This window comes from Duganella alba, from assembly GCF_009674495.1.
GTDB classification, from domain to species: domain Bacteria; phylum Pseudomonadota; class Gammaproteobacteria; order Burkholderiales; family Burkholderiaceae_D; genus Rugamonas; species Rugamonas alba.
Map to the genome: position 1 here is coordinate 18378 of NZ_WKJN01000027.1, position 15329 is coordinate 33706.

Here is a 15329-nt window from a genome sequence, read left to right on the forward strand (position 1 = left end):
GCACATCATGAAAACCAACTATGCATTCAATCTTCCATTGACCGCAGTGGCCGCCGGCTTGCTGCTGGCGTTTGGCCCGGCGTCCGCCCAGGATGCCGACGAGGTGGCCAAACTGATCCGTCCTGAAAGCAGCGTCAGCGTGGGCGCCGCGAACGTCAATGGCACCGCCCGCCGCTTCGGCGAGTACACCGGCCAGAACACCAGCGGCGGCTATTTCATCGGCGACGCCGACATCAAGACGCGCGACGATGCCAGCGGCACCTGGTGGCGTCTCAACGCACGCAACCTCGGCCTGGACAACCGCGAGATCCGCGTCGAATACGAGAAGCAGGGCGATCTGGCCGTGTTCCTCGAATACGGGGAGCTGACGCATTACGATCCCATGACCTTCAGCACGGCGTTGGGCGGCGCCGGCACCTACCAGCAAACCGTCAACACGGTGACCAGTCCCACCACCCTGTATGACTCGCAGATCACCCGCAAAAACACCAAGCTGGGCTTCGACAAGGTGCTGGACAAGGGCTTGAGCGTGCAGGTGCGCTTGCGCAACGAGGACAAGCAGGGCAGCCGCAACACGGGCTTCTATGATGTCGGCTCGCATCTGTCGTTCCTGACTGAGCCGCTGAACCAGAAAACCCGGGAAATCGAGGCCACCATCAACTACGCGGGGCAGAACCTGCTGCTGTCGGCCGGCTACCTCGGCTCGTTTTTCACCAACGACAGCGACCATTACAATGTGACCGGCCACGTCGGCGCCTATTCCGCGTCGATCGATCCGAATATGTCGCTGGCGCCGGATAATGAGGCGCACAATGTTTTCGTGTCGGGCAACTACAGGTTTACGCCGACCACGCGCGGCTTGTTCAAGGTTTCCTATACGCGCGGTTTGCAGAACAACGATTTCTATTCGCCGCTGCGGGCCGGGCTGCCGGCCACCTCGCTGCAAGGACGGGTGGACACCACGGCGGTGACAATGGGACTGTCGAGCAATCCGAGTTCCCGCCTGGCGCTGAACGCCAACTTGCGCTACGAAGACCGGCAGGACAAGACGCCGCTGCTGCGCTATTTCACCGGGACGCCGAGCTACACCGGCAGCGGCTACAACAACGACACCTCGCGCCGCAACGTCTCGGCCAAGCTGGACGGCACATATCGCCTGCCCATGCTGTTCAGCGTTGTCGGCGGCTTGGACTGGACGCAGGTGGACCGCACCTTGCCGGTCGCCAGATCGCTTGACTGGCACCGCAGCACCGATGAATGGTCGGCGCGGCTGGGACTGCGCCGCTCGCTGGCGGACAACCTGAACGGCAGCGTCAGCGTCGTCCACAGCAACCGCACCGGCGACGTCTATGCGCCCACCACCACGTACGCGAAAGGCTTCAGCGATTTTTACAGCGGTGCGGCCAATACGCTGACGCCAAGCTTCATCAACCCGATTCACTGGGCGGACCGCAAGCGCGACAAGGTCAAGGCCAACCTGGACTGGACGCCGCTGGAAGCGCTGTCGGTGCAATTTATAGCGCAGTCCGCCTGGGACCGATACGGCGCCTACAATGGCTCGCCGGTTGGCAATGACCGGGGCCGGGCGGTGCTGCTGTCGGCCGACGCCAGCTACGCCTTGTCGGAGGACAGCAACCTGACCGCCTGGATTTCGCAGGACGACACCCACATGCGCCAGAAAACCAATATGGGCTATGTCGGCAACGTCGCGCAGTCGCCGTGGTCGGCGAATCTCGGCAATCTCGGCAAGTCGATCGGCGTGGGCGCGAATGTCAAGGCGTCGGAGAAACTGCGGTTGAGCGCCGAATACCAGCTGTCGCTCGACCGCAACGAGTTCGGCATGCAGGGCAACGGCGTCACCTCGGCGCCTACCATCACCAACCGCCACGCCAGCCTGAAGTTGACCGGCGACTATGCCTACCGCCCCAATATGGGCGTCAAGGTGCAGTACGTTTACGACCGGTGGCGTTCCAACGATTGGACCTGGTCTGGTGAAAGCCTGTATGGCGATGGCACGACGGCGAACGTCTATCCCAACCAGAGCGTGAATTACGTTGGCGTCTTTGCGTACTTCAAATGGCTCTAGCCTGAGCCTGGCGACCCGGCCCTGGCCGGCCGGGTCGTTTTCGTCCTAGCCGAGCAGCCAGCTCGCCAGGTCCACCGCCAGCTTCAACGCCTTGAACGGCAGCGTCAGGGCGAACCACAGCACGGCCAGGCACTGATCGTTGAGCCAGTGCGAAATGCGCACGATGCGCTGTTCGGCAGCGCTGCCGTCGAACAGCAGGCCCATGGGAATGGCCACGAAAAACCCCCAGATTCCCCACAGCACCATCATGCCCGGCAGCAGCAGGTAGCCAACCAGCACCGCGTAGCGCAGCCACCAGCCGATCACCACCATGATGCCCAAGGTCAGCAGCACACAGCTCAGGTACAGCAAACCGTACAGGGCGAAAGTCATTTGATCTCCATGTGGTCAAGGGAACAGATATTCTCCGGATGCTGGCGACACATCATGTCGCAGCGCGCTGCGACGCGGCTCGTCGCAACGCGGCCGTACCATGCCGGCTTCACTGTCGACCGAGGAGCCAGTATTGTTTCATTCCGGGATTTTCCATGAGGTGCGCGGTAGTCTGGCGCTGCAGCGCGCCGCCTTTGTTGCCGACCAGCGCGCCGACGATGCGGCGCAGGTGCCGCCAACGCTGTTTTACAGCACCGACGCGGCCGGCCTGCGCGGCGTCATCGCCGGACGCGCGTTGCCGGCGGTGCTGTCCGGCATGAGCAGCATGCACGCCGAGATCGATGCCGGCATGGCGCGGCTGCGCTCCTTCGTCACGGACCGCCTGGCCCGCCACACCGATGCGGGACGGCGCTTCTTTTGCGAAGAAGTGCTGGCCTATCTGCAGCGCATCGCGCTTGGGAATGCCACCGGTTACGAAAGCTTTGTATTGCGCCTGCATGCGGGAGTCGCCAATGCCGCCGGTTATCGTCTCGGCCTGTCCACCGCCAGTCTGGAGGTGCGCGGCGACGCCAGCGCGGCGGGCGGCGCGCTGCGGCTGGCCCGGGCGATTTACAGCCGCGCGCAACAGCAGTCCTTGCTGGAGCGCTGGTGCGCGGCGTGCGAAGACAGCTATGTCGACGCATTGGCCTTGTTCGGCGCCGAGCGGCATGACAGTTTTTTGGCCACATGCTGGGATGCGTTTCTCCAGGTCGCCATGGAACTGGTGGTGCTGTACCGCGACCCGGAACGCGCCGCCGAGCAGGAATGGGTGGCGACCCTGCTTGACCTGCGGCCGTTGTCGGAGCGCGCCAACGACAATGTGCAGTACGCGCTTGCCGCGAACGCGCTGGTGCCGTATGTGTCGCTGCCGTTGCGCGCGCAAGGTGAAACGCCCGGCCTGTGCCTGCAGCAGATTCTGGTCGATGCGGCGCTGACCGGTCCGGCGGCGACGGCGGGCGTCTCGGCCTTTTTGCGCCATCACGGCCTGTTTGGCGTGCAGGTGTTCACCGAAGGGAGTACCGCATGAAGCCGCTCGTGATTTTCTCGCATGGCAAGGAGTCCGGACCGTGGGGCCGCAAAATCCAGGCGCTGGCCGCGCTGGCTTCGGACTGGGGCGCGGAAGTGTTCAGCGTCGATTATCGGCTGCCGTCGCCGCAGTCCGGCACCTTTCACGCCGAGTGTGAGCGCCGTGTGGCGCAGCTGCTGGCCCATCCGGTGGCGGCGGGGCGTCCGCTGGTGCTGGTGGGCTCGAGCATGGGCGGCTATGTGTCGGCGCGGGCCAGCGCCACCTTGCGGCCGGCCGGCCTGTTCCTGCTGGCGCCGGCTTTTTTTCTTGACGCCTACGCCGAGCCGGCGCCCGCGCCGCATGCCGGCCACACCGCGCTGGTGCATGGCTGGGGAGATGACGTGGTGCCGCCGGAACACAGCATCCGCTACGCGCGCCAACACCGCTGCAGTCTGCACCTGCTCGACGGCGATCATCGCCTCAATGACGCCTTGCCGGCGATCGCGCCGCTGTTCGCCGGTTTTCTGGCGCGGCTGCCTCCTGCGACATAATCTGTCGCAGGGGCGCGTATCGTGGTGACTGTCGGCGCGGTGCCGGCGCCACCGGAGAAAACATGACGCAACAAGTACCTGACAAGCTGGTGATCGCGATTTCCTCGCGTGCCCTGTTCGATCTCGACGAGAGCCACCATATTTACGAAACCGACGGCCTGGCCGCCTATTGCGCCCACCAGCGCGCGCATGAAAGCGTGCCGCTGGCGCCGGGCGTGGCGTTTCCGCTGGTGCAAAAGCTGCTGGCGCTGAACACGCCCGATCCGCAGCGGCCTCGCGTGGAAGTGATACTGGTGTCGCGCAACAGCGCCGACACCGGCCTGCGCATATTCAATTCGATCCGCCACAGCGGCCTCGATATCGTGCGCGCCGCCTTCACCGGCGGCGCCAGTTCGCAGCGCTACCTGGCCGCGTTCGGCGCCCACCTGTTCCTGTCGGCCGACGCCGGCGATGTGCGCGCCGCCATCGACGCCGGCTATGCCGCCGCCACCATCCTGCCGTCGTCGGGGCAGGGCGAGGGCGCCGGCGGCCAGCTGCGCATCGCCTTCGATGGCGACGCGGTGCTGTTCTCCGATGTGTCCGAGCGCATCTACAAGCAACGCGGCCTGGCCGCCTTCGCCGCCAACGAACTGGCCGAAGCCGGCACGCCGCTGCCGGGCGGTCCGTTCAAGGAATTCCTGGCGGCGCTGCATCGCATCCAGGCCGATTTTCCGCAGGACGCGGCGCCGCTGCGCACCGCCCTCATCACGGCGCGCTCGGCGCCGTCGCACGAACGCGCCATCCGCACCCTGCGCGCCTGGAACATCAACATCGACGAAGCGCTGTTCCTGGGCGGCATGCCGAAAGGGCCGTTCCTCAAGGCCTTCGGCGCCGATATTTTCTTCGACGACCAGCAGGGCCATTGCGATTCCGCGCGCGTCCACGTCGCCACCGGCCATGTGCCGTATGGCGTCGCCAACGAGGCGCCGGCCAGCCTTCCGTTTTCTGTTGTTTCCCAATAGAATGCGATTACACAGCGCTCACCCGGATCAGACACCGATGGCCATCAACCAACACTCCCTGCTGCGCCAATGGCACATGCTGCGCATGGTGCCGCGCGCGCCGGCAAAGATTACCGCACGCGAGTTGCGGGACCGTCTGCAGCGCGCCGAATTCGATGTCCACGAGCGCAGCGTGCAGCGCGACCTCAACGAGCTGGCGCAAGTCTTCCCGCTGTGCGTGGACACGCGCGACAAGCCGTTCGGCTGGAGCTGGCAGCGTGACGCCGCCAGTTTCGATCTGCCCGGCCTGAGCACGCCGGAGGCGCTGACGCTGGCGCTGGTCGAGCAGCACCTGCGGCATGTGCTGCCGCCGGCCACGCTCGACGACTTGCAGCCGCACTTCCAGTCGGCCGCGCGGGCGCTGTCGGCGCCGCAGGGGCCGGCGCCGTCGCGCTCCTGGCTCGACAAGATCCGCACCGTGCAGCCGATGCAGCCGCTGCTGGCGCCGGACATGGACCCGGTCTGCCAGCGCACCGTGTACGAGGCGCTGATGCAGGAACGCCAGCTGGCGCTGCGCTATCGCAAGCAGGATGCGGCCGAGCCAAGCACCTATCCGGTGGTGCATCCGCTGGCCATCGTCCAGCGCGGTCCGCTGATGTATCTGGTCTGCCTGTTCGCCGACTATGCCGACGTGCGCACCATTGCGCTGCACCGCGTGGTGGCGGCGGAGATGCTGTACGAACCGGCGCGCAAGAGTCCGACCTTCGACATCGACGACTACATCGCGCAGGGGCAGATGGGGGTGGTGACGGGCGCGCCGATCGAGCTCGACGCGGTGTTCTCGGCGGTGGCGGGCAAGCATTTGTACGAGACGCCGCTGAGCGCGCAGCAGACCCTCACGGCGTTGCCGGACGGCCGCCTGCGCCTGGTGGCCAGCGTGCCGAGCACCAAGGCGCTGCTGTGGTGGCTGCTTGGCTTCGGCGACGGCGTGGAAGTGCGCGGGCCGGCCGAGCTGCGCGCGCAGATGCGCGCCACCATCGACAACATGGCGCAGGCCTACCGCGCCGCCTAGCGCCCGCGATACAGGCGGGACAGCAGATTCACTTTGCCCATCTGCTCGGGAGTACTGACCCTGGTGCTGGCCAGGCCCGGGTGCATCACCACCACGGCCAGGCTTTGGGCGCGCGATACCGCGACGTTGAGACGGCGCGTGTCGAACAAGAAGTCCAGGCCGTGCGGCGCATCGTTGGCGTCGCTGCTGCACATCGACACGAACACGATCGCCGCTTCCTGACCCTGGAACCGGTCCACGCTGCCGACCTTGGCGCTGGCGCCGCCGGGCAGGCGCGCCAGGCGCGCCTTCAATTTGTTGACCTGGAAATTGTAGGGCGCGACAAACAGCATGTCGTCCCAGCCGCCCAGGCGCTCGGCGCCGTGCTTGTCGACCACGGTGCGGCCCAGCAGTTCGGCCGCCAGCCCGGCGATCGCTTCCACCTCCTCGTCGCTGGCCTGGCTGTTGCCCTGGTGTGCGACCGGCACGATGACGATGCCGGCCTCGCGGTCCAGCGGCCCGGCATAGCCGGCCGGCACGCGCACCACCTGGCGCTCGGTGCCGGCAGCCGCTTGCAGGCGGCCCTCGTAGACCGCGGCGGAAATAAACTGGTTGACGGCCGGATGCATGCGCGCCGTGGTGTCCAGGAAAATGCCGCGCTCGGGGGCGATGGTGGCCTGTTCGCCCATCAGGTAATCCAGCGTCGACAGGCCGCTCTCGCCCGGGTGCGTCCCCTGGGTCGGCTGGCCCAGCTGCATCTGGTCGCCGATCAGCACCAGATTGTGGGCGGCGCCGCTCATGCCGACCAGATTGGCGACGCTGACCTGGCCGGCCTCGTCGACGAACAGGTAGTCGAACTGCCGCTCCAGGTCGGCGCGGCAGAAGCCCCATGCGGTGGTCCCCACCACGCAGCCGGGCTGGACCCATTCCGCCAGTCCCTGGTTGGCGAGTACCTGCACGCCGAGCCCGGCCAGCGCCTCGTCGGTGGGCTTGGTGCAGGCGAAGGCGGCGTCGATGCCCTGGTCGCGGCACACTTCGGCGCTGCGGATCAGCAGGTTGTTGATGGCCTTATGGCTGTTGCTGCTGATGCCGACTTTTTTCCTTGCCGCATCAGCGCGGCGATCACGTGCGAGGCGGTATAGGTCTTGCCGGTGCCCGGCGGTCCCTGCAGCGTGAGGCAGGACGATTGCAGGCCGGAGATCGCCGCGATGATGCCGGCCATGCGCCCGGCGCCGCTGCCGCTGACCACGGCGGCGCCGGGCGCGCGGCCGGCGATGCGCGGCGGCTGGCGCCGCAGGAAGTCGAGGATGGCGGTGTCGCCGGCGGCGTCGTGGGCCAGGTAGCGCTGGGCGACGCGTTCGATGGCGCCGGGAATCGGTTCCGGATTGATGTACTCATTCGGAATCAAGGTGATGCGCGGCGCCGGTTCGGCTTTGGCCTTGAGCAGCAGCAGTCCGGCCGTGGTGTCGACGCTGGACACCGTGACCTTGCTCTGGGCCGCGTCCAGCACGAAGTAGTCGCCCGTCAGGCCCTTGCATTCCTGGTTGGGATCGAAGCGGTATTCGTAGGTGAGATTGCGCTCGCTGGCTTTGCCCTTGAACGGCGCGCGTTCGGTGCGCTGGCAGCCGGCGATGCAGTCGAGGTCGTCGAACAGTTCGCTGTCGGTATTGCCGAGGCGGTCGAACAGGCGCCAGAACATCGGCTTGTTTTCGCGCCGATGGAATTCGAGCAGCCATGCCAGCGTTGCCGCCACCGGGTCGGCCGCGGCGCGCGCCTGCAAGGCGGCGCGCAGCGGCGAGACGGGCGGCGGCGCCTGCGGGGCATCGGCCTCGTCGCCGCCCTGGTTGGCGAAGACGATGCCGCTGGCCTGCTGCTGTTGGCGCAGCCAGTCCACCAGTTCCTGGGTGGAGTCGCAATCGTCCTTGTTGTAGGCGCGGATGTCGGCCAGGACCGGTTCGGTTTTCCAGGCATCCGGCGTGGGCGGCCGGCCGCCGTGGTCGTGCGCGAACTGGCTGCGCCAGGCGTCGTACACCACCACGGAATCGCCGCCGTTGGCCACTTCCGTGTTGCGCTTGGGACGATACAGGTGTTCGACATTCTTGATCGAATAACGCGGCTCGCCGACCAGCAGCGCACCCTTGACGACCTTGTACAGGTCGACAAACACGTTGTGCCGCAGCAGCTGGTCCACCTCCATTTCGCAGATGCCGTAACGCCCCATCAGTTTCCGGCAGGCGGTAATCTCATAGCTCGCATAGTGGTAGATGTGCATGGCGGGATCGCGCTGCCAGCGCGCGTAAGCCCAGTGGATGAAGTCGGCAAAACACTGCTTTTCCTGCGCCGCGTCGTGGGCCCAGAAGTCGATGAACTGGCGTTGCCCGTCGGCGTCGAAATAGGTGCTGCCCCACAGGTATTCGAGGCCGTCTTTGTCCAGCGGAAAACCTTCGATGTCGAAGAAAATATCCTGCGGCGAGGCCGGCGGCAGCAGCCACAAGCCCTGACCTTCGGTAGTCAACAGCTGATACAGCGGCACGGCTTGTCCGGCGCTGCGGTGTTGCAGGCTGGCCTGGGCCCGCAGCCTGGCCAGCGTTTCCGTGTCGAGTCCCTTGACTGCGAAGCCGTCCGGCAGTTCCGCCAGTTGCCGCAGGGTGGTCACGCCGGCCGCCTTGAGCTTGCCGATCTGGCTCTTGCGTATTGTCGCCACCCGGCCCAAGTGATCGCGGTCGAGCAACAGGCCGGCGGCGTACTCGGACCAGCGGCCCCAGTCGTCGGAGTCGGCCGGGTCAGGCTGCGCCGCGCTGTCGAAGCGCGCCTGCGCGGCAAGGAAATCGGCCTTGATGCACTGGTAGTAAGCCAGGTAGTTTTCGGTGCGGAACGGCACGTCCTCGGCGCTGCCCAGCGCCACCGTCAGCGTGGCGGGCAGGCGCTGCTGGATGGTCTCCAGCATCTCGGCGTAGCAGCACATTTGCAGCAGGTAATCCGGCTTGACTTTCGACGCCAGCTTGGTGTCCCAGATCTCGTAATGCCAGCCGCCCAGCGCCGAGGCGCCCGGCGTCTTCACCAGGAAATCGGCCACGCCGGCAAAGGGCGGCAACTCCAGGTAGGCCTGATAAATGATGTCCGCGCCGCCGCGCAGGGCGGCGAGGGTGGCGGCGGCGCGGTCCGCGCGCGGCCCGCGGGTGGGAATTTCGGCGATGCTGTCGCCCCTGGCGCGGAACGCCGCGAGCTTGGCGGTTTCATGCGCGATGCCGCGCTCCGCGAGCAGGGTCATCAGTCCGTCCGGCGCATCGGCCGGCGGCACGCGGTCCGGATGTTCCAGCGCAAAGCGCGTCATCCAGCTGGCGAAAGGGCTGCCGACGTAGGTCGTCAGGTCGGTCGGGGAATACACAATAGCGCCATCGTACTTTTGCATGAAGTGCCCTGCCTTGATTGATCCATTAATTATAGCGATTATCTTTCTGGTTGGAATTTTTTTTGCGACATCGCATGACACCCCGGCCGGTTCAGGTCAGGAAGCCGATCGCCGCCGCCGTCTTTTCCTTGAGCTTGCATTCCTGCGCCAGCGCCTGCACAAACGCCGTTGCACCGGCGAGGGGGCGGAAGCGGTGTTGCCGCGCCACCGCGCTGAAGTCGCCCGGTGTGACCGCATGCAGGCGGCGCAGCAGGGCGACGGCGTCGGCCGCCGGGGCGGTCAGGAACAGGTTGGCGCAGTAGCGTTCCAGCAAGGCCTGCGCCTGCTCGGGCCGCAGATAGTGGAAGCAGATTTTCAGGTCGAAGCGGCGCAGCGCGGCCGGATCGAGGTGGTCCATCAGGTTGGTCGAGGCGATGAACAATCCGCTGTAGGCTTCCATGCGGGTCAGCATTTCGTTGACCAGCGTGATTTCCCACGACTGCCGGGCCCGGGCGCGGTCCTGCAGGAAGCTGTCGACTTCGTCGATCAGCAGCACGGCGTTCTCGCGCTCGGCATCGCGGAACGCGGCGGCGATTTTCTTTTCGCTGTCGCCGGCCCACTTCGACATCAGGTCCGAGGCGCTGTAAAGCATCAGCGGCTGGTCCAGGTGCTGGGCCAGCCAGCGCGCGTAGGCGGTCTTGCCGGTGCCGGGCGGGCCATACAGGCACAGCCGGGCGGAGCGGCTGTGCAGCAGGCCGTCGGCCAGTTGCGGCAGGTCGGTGTCGGCGTTGAGCAGCGCGGCGTCGTATTCGGCCGGCAGGCGGCTGGCGTCGCCAAGGCGCAGTGGCGCCTGGCCCTGCGCCTGCAGCGATTGATCGATCAGCCATTGCACCGCGCGGCTGGCGCCCGGCTGGTCGAGCTTGTCGCCGAGGCTGCGCACCACTTCGGCGGCCCGGCTCACCACGGCCGGCGCCAGCGTCGTGGCGGCCGCGACGTGGGCGATGGCGCGCTCGTCGAGCAGGTCGGCGCACACGGCGCGCACGATGCGCTCGCGCTGGGCGCGCGGCGCGATCGGCATTTCGATCACCATGTCGAAGCGGCGCAGGAAGGCCGGGTCGACGCCGTCGATCGCGTTCGACAGCCACAGCGTCGGCACCTTGTTGTGTTCCAGCGTGCGGTTCAGCCATGCCTTGCGGCGCTGGGCGATGCTTTTGCGGCCGCCCATGCCGTCGCCGTTGTTGAACACGTCTTCCGCTTCGTCGAACAGGATCAGGGCGTTGCGCCGGCCAAAGAAATGCTGTGCGGCGCGGTGGGCGCGCAGGCGCCGTTCGCCGTTGACGGGATCGCCTTCGGCGTCGGCGCTGGCCACTTCGAACAGCTCGCAGCCGATGTCGGCGGCGAGGGCGCGCGCCAGTTCGGTCTTGCCGGTGCCCGGCGCGCCGTGGATGAACACGTTGACGCCGGCGCGCGCGGCCGCCAGCGCCTGCGCAAGATAGGGCCGCAAAATGGCCAGCGCCTGCTGGAGGTGGCCAAAGTCGGCCAGCGTCAGCCGTGGCGGATCGCTGAGGCCGATGGTGTCGCGCAGCAGCGTCAGCGGATGGGCGTCGTAGGCCACGATATGGTTGGCGAAATGGCTGGTCGGCAGGTCGAGCCGCTGGCCCAGGTGAAAGCCGGCGTTGGCGTCGAGCGCCAGCAGGCCGGACTTGGCCAGCACGCCCTGTGGGCTGAGCGAGGCGTGCACGTCGTCCGCTTCCAGCGCCAGCAGGTGGGCCAGCGTGTCGGCCACCCGCAGCGGATCGACCGCGCCAAGCGTGTCGGCGCAGTCGTCGAGAATGCGGTCGCTGTGCAGCAGGATGGCGAATTCAAGGATGCGGCAGTCGCTGGGCGACAGGTCGACCAGGGCCGCCAGCCGCGTCATGTTGGCCGTCAGGACCGCCGGCGTGGTCGCGCCGTCGCGCCGCGCTTCGGCCGCGCGATGCGCCTGCCGCAATTGGTCGCGGATGGCGGCGGCATCGAAATCGCATTCGTCGTCATCGAGCCACCGGCCCAGGCCGGCCGCGCGCGCCACGGCCTCGTTGGAAAAAGCGTTACGGGCAAGCAGCGCCTTATGACCGCCCAGCGGTACAAGGATGCGCAGCAGCCACAGATCGGTCAGGGAAGGCGATTCGGTAAGACATTGCGTCATCTGTTCTCCTTGGTGAGGAGAGCATTGTCCAAGGCGTTGCGACAGAACATGTCGCAGCAAATGCATGATGCATAATAGGGCTTGAGAACCGTACAACGAATCGCAATACTGAAGAATATGGACGCCCAACATACCGGAAACCAGGATCGCCCTGACTCTGCGCTGCAACAGCGCGTCGATGAACGTACCGCTGAACTGAGCCAGGCGCTGGCCGTGGTGGAGGCGCAGAAGCGCGAGCTGGAACACGCCTTGCGCATGCGCGACGAGATCCAGCTGCAACTGGAAGCCGAGCTGGAAGACGCGCGCCTGCTGCACGGCATCAGCGCCATGCTGGTGGACGAGCACAATGTCGGCGAGCTGTTCCAGAAACTGGTGGATGCCGCCACGCTGATCATGCGTTCCGATTTCGGCAGCATCCAGCGCTACGACGAAGCGCGCGGCGAGCTGCAACTGATCGCCACGCGCGGCCTGAACGATGAAGCGGTCAGCTATTGGCAATGGGTGCATCCCGGCCGCGCCACCACCTGCGGCCACGCGCTGCTGAAGTCGCAGCGGGTGGTGGTGCCGGATTTCGAGTCCTGGGGCGACATCTCCGGCAGCGACGATCTGATCGCCTTCCGCGCCGCCGGCGTGCGCGCGGCGCAGTCGACGCCGTTGCTGACGCGCAGCGGCCGCCTGGTCGGCATGATCACCACGCACTGGACGCGCAGCCATGAGCCGCAGGAGCGCGACCTGCGCCTGATCGATATCGTGGCGCGCCAGGCGGCCGACCTGATCGAGCGCAATTCCGCCGCCGAAGCCTTGCAGCACCACGCGCGCAAGCTGGTGGAGGCGGACCGCTACAAGGATGAATTCCTGGCCACGCTGGCGCACGAGTTGCGCAATCCGCTGGCGCCGATCCGCAACGGCCTGGCGGTGCTGAAGATCGGCAAGCCCGAGCAGGCGCAGCGCGTGTTGCCGATGATGGAGCGCCAGCTGCATCACATGGTGCACCTGATCGACGACCTGCTTGACGTATCCCGCATTTCGCGCGGCATGGTGAACTTGAAGCGTGCGCGGGTGCAGCTGAGCGCGGTGATCGACAGCGCGGTGGAAACCAGCCGGCCGCTGATCAGCGCGGCCAATCACCGTTTCACCATCACGCTGCCCGGCACGGCGGTCTGGCTGAATGCCGACATGACCCGCGTGGCGCAGATCATCAGCAACCTGCTCAACAACGCGGCCAAGTACACGCCGCCGGGCGGCGATATCGAACTGGTCGCGGAGGTGATTGGCGATGAGGTGGTGGTGCGCGTGATCGATAGCGGCATCGGCATTCCGGCGGCCATGCTGCCGCGCATCTTCGAATTGTTCACGCAGGTGGATGGCTCGGCCGAACGCTCCAAGGGCGGCCTTGGCGTCGGCCTGGCGCTGGCGAAACGGCTGGCGGAGATGCACGACGGCAGCGTCGAGGTCGAAAGTGCCGGCGGCAAGCCGGGCGCCGTGTTCACGCTGCGGCTGCCGATCATGGCGTCCACGACGAACGTGGCGGAGGACGACGGTAGCGATGGCGCGCCGGCGAAAGCGCGCGCGCTGCGCATCCTGATTGTCGATGATAACGAGGATGCCGCCGAAACGCTGTCGCTGCTGTTGCAGGAGCTGGGCCACGTGACCAGCGTGGTGACCGAGGCGCCGAAGGCGATGGCGGCGGCGCTTGCGTTCCTGCCCGAGATCGCGGTGCTGGACCTGGGCATGCCGCATCTCAACGGCTTCGATCTTGCGCGTTTGTTACGGGCCGAGCCGGCGCTACGCGATACCTATCTCATCGCCTTAAGCGGCTGGGGCATGGAGGAGGACCGTGCGCGCAGCCGCGACGCCGGCATGGACCATCACCTGACCAAGCCGGTCACGCTGCGCGACGTGGAAGACGCGCTGCTGAAGTCGATCGTGGCGATGGGCGGCGGCATCAGCAAGCGTTCCTGACAAATGCACCGGATGCGAAGGCCAGCTGGTTGAAGCGCTCGCCGATGAGCTGATGCGTGGCCGCGTCCGGATGCAGTTCGTCCGGCAGCGGCAGGCGGGCGTTGTCGGCCGCGCCGTAGAGTTCAGTGCCGTCCAGGTAGTGCAGCTTGGGATCGTTCGCCTGTCGCTGCTTGACGATGGCTTGCAGTTGCTCGCGGATGATGCGCAACGTCAGCTTGCCCTGGCGGATGTCGCTGCGGCTGCCGGCGGCGCGGAACAGCAGGCGGCCTTCGCTCAACGCCGGCAGGTCGAACAGGCAGGGGCCGGGCGTGTCTTCGTGGATCGGGCAATACACCGGCGAGATCAGCAGCAGCGGTGTGGTCGGATGGCCGTCGCGGATGGTGTCCAGGAAGCCGTGCACCGCAGGAACGAAGGCGCGCAGGCGCAGCAGGTCCGTGTTGACCAGATTGATCCCCATTTTTACGCTGATGAGGTCGGCCGGCAGGTCGCGCATGGTGCGCGCGGTGAACGGATCGAGCAGGGCGTTGCCGCCGAAACCGAGATTCATCAGGTCGATGCCGGCCTGGCGCGCCGCGACGGCTGGCCAGATGCCGGAAGGGCTGGCCGCATTCGAGCCTTGGCTGATCGAACTGCCGTGATGCAGCCAGCGGCGCTTGCCGGAGGTGGTTGGCGTGATGGCGGCGTTGGCGCGCAGGTCCACCAGTTCGGTGGTTTCGTCGTGCGGCAGCCAGATCTCGATGGTTTTGTCGCCGGTGGGCAGATCGCTGAAGTGCAGTGTCTGCGGCGTGCCCGGCGTGATAGTGGAGGCGCCGGTGGCCATGTTGATGTGCATGGTCTTGCCGGTGGCTGCGCTGACCTGGCGGAACAGTTTGCCGTCGATGTACAGGTCGTACACGCCGTCCGGCCGTGCCGCCATGCCGGCGTAGGCGCGCTTGGTGGGCAGCGTGTCGAGTTCGATGCTTGTCGCTGTCGTTTGAAACACCAGGCGCACGCCGGATGGCTGGGCGGCGGCCATCGCCAGTTGCGGGTCCGGGCATTGCGCGCGAGCCCATGCGGGCAGGCGGTAGGGCAGCAGGCCGTCTGCGGTTTGTTCGATGTCGACTGCGCCGTGGATGAGGTTGTGGTGGATCATTGGGTGTCCTTGGGCCAGTTCTTGAGGATGGCGTCGAGCGCGTCGAGGCTGCGCAGCCAGGAGTGTTGGGCATCGGGCTGGCTGTGGCTGAAGCTGCCGGCCAGTTCCAGCATCGGGTAGCCGAGGAAGACGCTGCCGAGCAGGCGCATGGCATCGGTGGCTTCGGTGTCGTTGAGGGCGTAGCCGCGCAGGATGGCGCGGGTGACGCGGGAGATGCGGATGCCGCCGTTGTTCTCCGGCAGCGGCGCTTGCAGGCGGTAGCGGGCGGCTTCGAACAGGCCGGGATGGGCGCGGGCGAAGTCGCGGTGGACGTTGGCGACGGCGACCAGCGCGTCCTTGCCGGCGCGGCCGGCGGCGGCTTCGTCGGCGCGGTCGGCCAGTTTGTTCAGGGCCAGCAGGGCGACGCGCGTGTTGAGGTCGTCGGCGTTCTTGATGTGCGCATACAGGCTGGCGACCTTGACGTCGAAGCGTCGCGCCAGTTCCGTGAGCGTCAGCGCGCTAAAGCCGATCTCATCGGCCAGCGCGGCTGCCGCATCGACCAGCTGGTCGGGCGTTAATCCAATTCGGGGCATAA

12 protein-coding genes are annotated in these 15329 nt (G+C 66.7%); 6 read left to right on the forward strand and 6 right to left on the reverse strand.

Annotation, left to right across the window (positions count from 1 at the left end):
* Positions 1 to 7 precede the first annotated feature (7 nt).
* Positions 8 to 2086: an MtrB/PioB family decaheme-associated outer membrane protein gene (locus GJ695_RS22340; RefSeq protein WP_154368665.1), complete on the forward strand. Its 2079-nt coding sequence runs from the start codon at positions 8 to 10 to the stop codon at positions 2084 to 2086.
* Between the two features lie 45 nt (positions 2087 to 2131).
* On the opposite strand, the gene GJ695_RS22345 is transcribed toward GJ695_RS22340, so the two are convergent.
* Positions 2132 to 2458 (reverse strand): hypothetical protein, encoded by a 327-nt coding sequence (locus tag GJ695_RS22345; protein WP_154368667.1) that lies wholly within the window; start codon positions 2456 to 2458, stop codon positions 2132 to 2134.
* A gap of 100 nt (positions 2459 to 2558) precedes the next feature.
* Here GJ695_RS22345 and GJ695_RS22350 point away from each other — a divergent pair, with 100 nt between their 5' ends.
* From GJ695_RS22350 to GJ695_RS22365, 4 genes are all read left to right on the forward strand, one after another.
* A complete protein-coding gene (locus GJ695_RS22350; protein WP_154368669.1) occupies positions 2559 to 3524 on the forward strand; it encodes a hypothetical protein in 966 nt (321 codons plus the stop codon).
* Positions 3521 to 4054, forward strand: coding sequence for an alpha/beta hydrolase family protein (locus tag GJ695_RS22355; protein WP_154368671.1), 534 nt, complete (start codon positions 3521 to 3523; stop codon positions 4052 to 4054). The genes GJ695_RS22350 and GJ695_RS22355 overlap by 4 nt, the downstream gene beginning before the upstream one ends.
* Before the next feature lie 62 nt (positions 4055 to 4116).
* A complete protein-coding gene (locus GJ695_RS22360) occupies positions 4117 to 5055 on the forward strand; it encodes a 5'-nucleotidase (RefSeq protein WP_154368673.1) in 939 nt (312 codons plus the stop codon).
* 37 nt (positions 5056 to 5092) lie between these two features.
* Positions 5093 to 6106 (forward strand): helix-turn-helix transcriptional regulator, encoded by a 1014-nt coding sequence (locus GJ695_RS22365; RefSeq protein WP_154368675.1) that lies wholly within the window; start codon positions 5093 to 5095, stop codon positions 6104 to 6106.
* Here the strand turns inward: GJ695_RS22365 and GJ695_RS29855 are convergent.
* The 3 genes from GJ695_RS29855 to GJ695_RS22375 form a co-directional block, all read right to left on the reverse strand.
* The gene (locus GJ695_RS29855) at positions 6103 to 7119 is read right to left on the reverse strand and encodes a DEAD/DEAH box helicase (protein ID WP_208023399.1); all 1017 of its coding nucleotides are present in this window, start codon (positions 7117 to 7119) and stop codon (positions 6103 to 6105) included. The genes GJ695_RS22365 and GJ695_RS29855 overlap by 4 nt on opposite strands.
* Before the next feature lie 14 nt (positions 7120 to 7133).
* Positions 7134 to 9497: a TM0106 family RecB-like putative nuclease gene (locus tag GJ695_RS22370; protein WP_208023398.1), complete on the reverse strand. Its 2364-nt coding sequence runs from the start codon at positions 9495 to 9497 to the stop codon at positions 7134 to 7136.
* Between the two features lie 91 nt (positions 9498 to 9588).
* A complete protein-coding gene (locus GJ695_RS22375; RefSeq protein WP_154368676.1) occupies positions 9589 to 11661 on the reverse strand; it encodes an ATP-binding protein in 2073 nt (690 codons plus the stop codon).
* 117 nt (positions 11662 to 11778) lie between these two features.
* Between GJ695_RS22375 and GJ695_RS22380 the strand changes: the two genes are divergently transcribed.
* A complete protein-coding gene (locus tag GJ695_RS22380) occupies positions 11779 to 13623 on the forward strand; it encodes a hybrid sensor histidine kinase/response regulator (RefSeq protein WP_154368678.1) in 1845 nt (614 codons plus the stop codon).
* On the opposite strand, the gene GJ695_RS22385 is transcribed toward GJ695_RS22380, so the two are convergent.
* A complete protein-coding gene (locus tag GJ695_RS22385; protein ID WP_154368680.1) occupies positions 13607 to 14755 on the reverse strand; it encodes an SGNH/GDSL hydrolase family protein in 1149 nt (382 codons plus the stop codon). The two genes, GJ695_RS22380 and GJ695_RS22385, sit on opposite strands and share 17 nt — an antisense overlap.
* A complete protein-coding gene (locus GJ695_RS22390; protein ID WP_154368682.1) occupies positions 14752 to 15327 on the reverse strand; it encodes a TetR/AcrR family transcriptional regulator in 576 nt (191 codons plus the stop codon). The genes GJ695_RS22385 and GJ695_RS22390 overlap by 4 nt, the downstream gene beginning before the upstream one ends.
* Positions 15328 to 15329: the final 2 nt, after the last annotated feature.

Excerpts from the sequence above, each read along its gene's own strand:
- GJ695_RS22375 (WP_154368676.1), bottom strand. The coding sequence starts at position 11,661 with ATGACGCAATGTCTTACCGAATCGCCTTCCCTGACCGATCTGTGGCTG.
- GJ695_RS22390 (WP_154368682.1), bottom strand. The coding sequence starts at position 15,327 with ATGCCCCGAATTGGATTAACGCCCGACCAGCTGGTCGATGCGGCAGCC.
- GJ695_RS22385 (WP_154368680.1), bottom strand. The coding sequence starts at position 14,755 with ATGATCCACCACAACCTCATCCACGGCGCAGTCGACATCGAACAAACC.
- GJ695_RS22380 (WP_154368678.1), top strand. The coding sequence starts at position 11,779 with ATGGACGCCCAACATACCGGAAACCAGGATCGCCCTGACTCTGCGCTG.
- GJ695_RS22360 (WP_154368673.1), top strand. The coding sequence starts at position 4,117 with ATGACGCAACAAGTACCTGACAAGCTGGTGATCGCGATTTCCTCGCGT.
- GJ695_RS22370 (WP_208023398.1), bottom strand. The coding sequence starts at position 9,497 with ATGCAAAAGTACGATGGCGCTATTGTGTATTCCCCGACCGACCTGACG.
- GJ695_RS22350 (WP_154368669.1), top strand. The coding sequence starts at position 2,559 with ATGCCGGCTTCACTGTCGACCGAGGAGCCAGTATTGTTTCATTCCGGG.
- GJ695_RS22345 (WP_154368667.1), bottom strand. The coding sequence starts at position 2,458 with ATGACTTTCGCCCTGTACGGTTTGCTGTACCTGAGCTGTGTGCTGCTG.
- GJ695_RS22365 (WP_154368675.1), top strand. The coding sequence starts at position 5,093 with ATGGCCATCAACCAACACTCCCTGCTGCGCCAATGGCACATGCTGCGC.
- GJ695_RS22355 (WP_154368671.1), top strand. The coding sequence starts at position 3,521 with ATGAAGCCGCTCGTGATTTTCTCGCATGGCAAGGAGTCCGGACCGTGG.
- GJ695_RS22340 (WP_154368665.1), top strand. The coding sequence starts at position 8 with ATGAAAACCAACTATGCATTCAATCTTCCATTGACCGCAGTGGCCGCC.